This is a genomic window from Polaromonas sp. P1_G4, assembly GCF_056405475.1.
Genome location: NZ_JBFUCA010000373.1, coordinates 1 through 4,266, shown reverse-complemented (window position 1 = coordinate 4,266; position 4,266 = coordinate 1). Strand labels below are relative to the sequence as shown.

Annotated in this window: 6 protein-coding genes; 4 read left to right on the top strand and 2 right to left on the bottom strand. The window is 60.1% G+C overall.

The features are described 5' to 3' along the window. The 4 genes from AC1D1X_RS16855 to AC1D1X_RS16840 all read left to right on the top strand — a co-directional run. Positions 1 to 256: substrate-binding domain-containing protein (locus AC1D1X_RS16855; protein ID WP_477698707.1), on the top strand; the 256-nt coding region annotated here is incomplete at its 5' end. Between the two features lie 234 nt (positions 257 to 490). Continuing rightward, positions 491 to 871 (top strand): DUF2946 family protein, encoded by a 381-nt coding sequence (locus AC1D1X_RS16850; protein ID WP_477667975.1) that lies wholly within the window; start codon positions 491 to 493, stop codon positions 869 to 871. A 209-nt stretch (positions 872 to 1,080) separates the two neighbouring features. Beyond that, positions 1,081 to 1,653, top strand: a complete 573-nt coding sequence (locus tag AC1D1X_RS16845) for a YcnI family copper-binding membrane protein (RefSeq protein ID WP_477667974.1) — start codon at positions 1,081 to 1,083, stop codon at positions 1,651 to 1,653. A gap of 57 nt (positions 1,654 to 1,710) precedes the next feature. After that, entirely contained in the window at positions 1,711 to 2,196 is a 486-nt protein-coding gene (locus tag AC1D1X_RS16840; protein ID WP_477667973.1) for a copper chaperone PCu(A)C, read from the top strand. 17 nt (positions 2,197 to 2,213) lie between these two features. On the opposite strand, the gene AC1D1X_RS16835 is transcribed toward AC1D1X_RS16840, so the two are convergent. Together AC1D1X_RS16835 and AC1D1X_RS16830 are read right to left on the bottom strand one after the other, a co-directional pair. Next, on the bottom strand, positions 2,214 to 3,380 hold the full coding sequence (locus AC1D1X_RS16835; RefSeq protein ID WP_477698706.1) for a helix-turn-helix domain-containing protein: 1,167 nt from the start codon (positions 3,378 to 3,380) through the stop codon (positions 2,214 to 2,216). Positions 3,381 to 3,582: 202 nt separating this feature from the next. Next, positions 3,583 to 4,266 (bottom strand): barstar family protein (locus AC1D1X_RS16830; RefSeq protein WP_477698705.1); only part of this gene is annotated, 684 nt, incomplete at its 5' end.

Sequence of the window (4,266 nt, the reverse complement as noted above, 5' to 3'; positions counted from 1 at the left end):
GGGCCGGAGTACGTATGAGTGGCTGATCACGGAGGGCCGCGCCGACCTGTTCCTGACCTATTGCACCAACGCCGTGGCGGTTCGCAAAGAAGTGCCGCGCATGAACGTGGTGCAGATGCCGGCTGCCTTGCAGGTGAGTGCGGCCTACGGTTTGACTGCGCGAAGCGGGGATGCTGCGGCTGCGCAGTTTGCTGCCTACTTGTTGACGCCGGAAGCGCAGGAGGTGTTTCGGCGGTTTGGTTTTGGGGCGCCCTAGCAAGACACCCACCCCCGTCCAGTCTCACTGCGTGTAGCCTGTTCCCCCCTCGAGGGGGCGGCGCCTGCGGTCTGGCAAAGCCAGTCCCGCGGCCCCCGCTGGTAGTGTCCAAAGAATTCTTCAACCCAGCATGAGCCGCGGAACCGGCTTTGCCGGGCCGCAGGCGGGCGGCCCCCTCGGGGGGCAGCGACCCACACGAAGTGGGGGAGCGTGGGGGCTACATATAATCACCCCGTGCCCCACCACCCCGTATCCCGCTCGACCCTTCCCGTATGGGAACGCCTTGCCGCCTGGCTGGCTTTCCTGGCCGTGGCGGCGGCGTTGTGGGCACCGGTGTCCATGCTCGCCCAGGACGTGCGCAGCGGCAAGCTGAGCGGCATTTGTACTGTCAACACCGCTTCGTCTGATGCCGGCGTGGACTCCACCGATGGCAATGCAGCCTCCCCAGGCCAGCGCTGCGACCTGTGCGGCTCAGCAGGGCTGGTGCTGCCACCTCTACCGGTAGCAACCGTTTCCTGTGTCACCGGTACCACGGTTGCGGTGGCGGATATTCCGGCAACCACCGGCACTGCCATCTCCGGGCTGCCTTTCAGCCGCGCACCTCCCGCACTTTGAACTGAACCGCCTCTCGCTGGAGGCCTCAGGCATCCCGCGCACGGGCCTTGCGGCCGGCGCCGTGCCATCGTTCATTTCAGCGTGCACTTTCACGAGCCTTTTCTGCGCACCCGTGCGCTCCGTTCGGCATGGCGCTCGCTGCGCTGGCTGGCCCTAATTTCAGCCGCAAATCCTGCTGCCTTTAATTTTCAATCCTGTAAGAATCAATCATGAAATACCCAAATGCTATTAAAACCATAGCTGCTTGCGCTCGTCCCTATTGGGCTGGAGCTATCTTTATTGCCGTATCGCTGCCTGCCGCCGCACACGTCACCCTGGAATACCAGGTCGCGAATGCGGGCAGTTATTACAAGGGCACATTCAAGGTCGGGCATGGCTGCGGGAATTCACCCGTCAAACAGATCGTGGTCACCATCCCCGCGGGTGTGCAGGGTGCCAAGCCCATGCCCAAAGCAGGCTGGACGCTGGAGGTCACACGTGAGAAGCTGGCGCAGCCGCTGCTGGACCACGGAAAAACCGTTACCGAAGACGTGTCGCGAATCAGCTGGACGGCTAAAACCCCCGCTGACTATCTGCAGAACGACTGGTACGACGAATTTGTGCTGCAGGCCAAACTGCCCGCACAGGCGGGCATGTTGTATTGGCCGGTAAGCCAGGTTTGCGAGAACGGCAAGGTTGACTGGGCCGAAGTGCCCAAGCCAGGCCAAAAGATGTCCGACCTCAAAAACCCTGCTGCCGCGCTTGAGCTGATGCCTGCAGGCGGTGGTGAACACAATCACTGAGCGAGCCCCGGCGGCTTTATTTCAGATTCAATTTACTGCTTCAAGGAGCATTTACACATGACATCCGCAAAATTCTCAAAAACCGTGTTGGCGTTTTCGCTGGTACTGGCCAGCATGGCTGCCCCGGCCCAGACGGCCGCAGTCAAGGTCGATGGGGCGTGGGCGCGCGCCACTGTGCAAGGGCAAAAAGGCACGGGGGCTTTTATGAGCCTCACCGCCAAAGATGGGGCCCAGCTGATCGGCGTGTCGTCGCCGGTGGCGGGCGTGGCTGAAGTGCATGAAATGAAAATGGACGGCGACGTCATGAAAATGCGCGCCGTGCCGTCACTTGATTTGCCTGCCGGCAAAAAGGTCGAACTCAAGCCAGGGGGTTACCACGTCATGCTGATGGACCTCAAAGCACCGCTGGCCAAAGACAGCACAATCCCCGTGACCCTGCTGTTCAAGGACGCCAAAGGTGTGGAAAGCAAGCTCGAGCTGAAGCTGCCGGTTGCCACTGCAGCTCCGGGAGCAGCCGGTGCCGCGGCCGAGCACAAGCACTGATTTGTGTTTGCCGGGTGCTAGTTGCGTTTGCCCGAGCCCAGGCGGCGGTAAACCGTGGCCCGGCTGACGCCGAGCGCTTTTGCGGCCTGCAGCACATTGCCGCGTGAATCGGTCACCGCCTTGCGGATCAAGGCGGTTTCGAGTTCTTTCAGCGTTCGTGACGCGGCGCCTGAAGGCGGCAGGCTGGTTGCCGGGGCCGGCGAGTCCCGGCCGGGCAACTGCGGCAGCGCGTGCAGGCGCAGGCCTGTCCAGAGCGGCACCTCCAGGATGCCGCCATTCACCGGCGCCTGGCGCTGCGCCGCGTCAAACAGCATTTCGAAGGGCATGGCAAAGAGATCGTTGCAATGCGGCGTCATGCCTGCGGTGAAGCCCAGCTGTGAAATCATCTGCCGCGCCGCCTGGTTGGCGCCAGTGACGCAACCATCGGTATCCACGCACACCAGCCCATCGGTCTCATCCCCCAGCGTGCGGCCCGGCCAATTCAGCCGGATCAGCAATGCATGGGGTTTGCCCAAAGTGAGTGCGTTCTCTATGCTGCGCGCGGATTGCGCAACGAGGTGTTTGAGCTCGGGTCTCTCGACCACTTCGATGCCCGTCAGGTCCAGCATGCCGGCGCAGCGGCCGTCGGGGCCGAACAAGGGCGCGCCGGCGCAGCTGTAGACCGAGGTGGCATCAAAAAAATGCTCACCCCGATGCAGCCACACCGGTTGCAGTTCGGTCAGCGCTGCGCCGATGGCGGTAGTGCCCACTTGTTGTTCCGAAAGGTCCGTACCGATGCGTGTGATCATGTCGGCACGGCGGTCGCGCCGGTCTATCGGGCCATTCACATTGATGACCACGCCGGCCTGGTTGGTCAGGATGGCGAAGTAGCGCGTGTCGGCAATGGCCTGGCCCAGCTTTTCCAGTACAGGTGCCGCAGCTTGCACCAGCTGGTGGTTGGCCTCCAGCGTGCGGCGCAGCGCGGCGGCCGGAACGATATCGAAAGAAGGCGCCCGCTCGGGCCGCTGGCCGCCGGCCAGGCAGCGCTGCCAGGAGCGCTCTATCCAGCTTTCAACCACCGGGMTGACACCTCCGGGCGTGTACTCACCGTACAGAACCGCTTGCCGTGCGCGGCCTATGTTGGCCAGCCGGTCCGGCCCGCCGCTTGAGAGAGCCGGATACACCGATGTCATGGGGGTTGTCATGGAGGCCATGACGCATTGTGGCCAATTCAGGCCGTTCGCGGGTGGTGGCGGCTTTGGTTGACTGCGCCGGTATGACAAGCGCGTGCGGGCTGCAAAAGCCGGCCGGCTTACAGACTGGGAAATTTATAAGAAAAGTGGCTCCAGCCCAGACTCAGTTTGCGCAAGTAGCTATAAAAAAATAGCAATTTTCGACTGGATAGCTTTATTCCTGAATGCGCAATCCAGCACCCGAAAATACCTCAGTCAATCTATCGAAATAGCTGACATCGTTCGTGAGGGTTTCACAGACAGTTGAAAACTGTTTTTTATCTTTGAAAGCTATTTTGCAATCCAATCTGTTCTCCCTCAACACATCGTAAAGAGCATCGAGATTGGTGCCTGCATAGCCTTTGTACCCAAAAAAAGCTTCGCCAAGCCGGCAATACAAATCCTGCTTTGAACGCAAGCCTGCTGCGTCAAGGACGATGGGACTTTCATCCACCTTTGCCTGAATCCAGTTGGTTTTCGAAGTTAATGCCTGACACATGGACAACCATGAGTCGCCATACTGCACGCTCAAGTCAGACCAGTTAATAGAAAGACCGTCTGCCCACGCATCCAGCAGCATCGATTTGAACCCGTCGTACTCGCCAAACAAGGCCAAGAGGTAAGTGCGCTCCCCCACGGTCGCTAAATTATTTGCGACGTAAAAAAGGGAAATCCGAAACTCAACACCGGCGTACACCTTCCACAGCGAATACAGGACACCGGTTTCCAATTGGGCGGAAGCACCACGTGCCTTCAAATTCCACATTGAAATCAAAAAACCGTCCGTGATTTCACTCAGAGCATGAGACATGCCCTGAACGTTTTCGACATCCCATTCCATTTCAACGGCGCCAGATTC

Bases quoted from the DNA above. Each gene is read 5' to 3' on its own strand.
- AC1D1X_RS16845 (WP_477667974.1), top strand. From the start codon at position 1,081: ATGAAATACCCAAATGCTATTAAAACCATAGCTGCTTGCGCTCGTCCC.
- AC1D1X_RS16840 (WP_477667973.1), top strand. From the start codon at position 1,711: ATGACATCCGCAAAATTCTCAAAAACCGTGTTGGCGTTTTCGCTGGTA.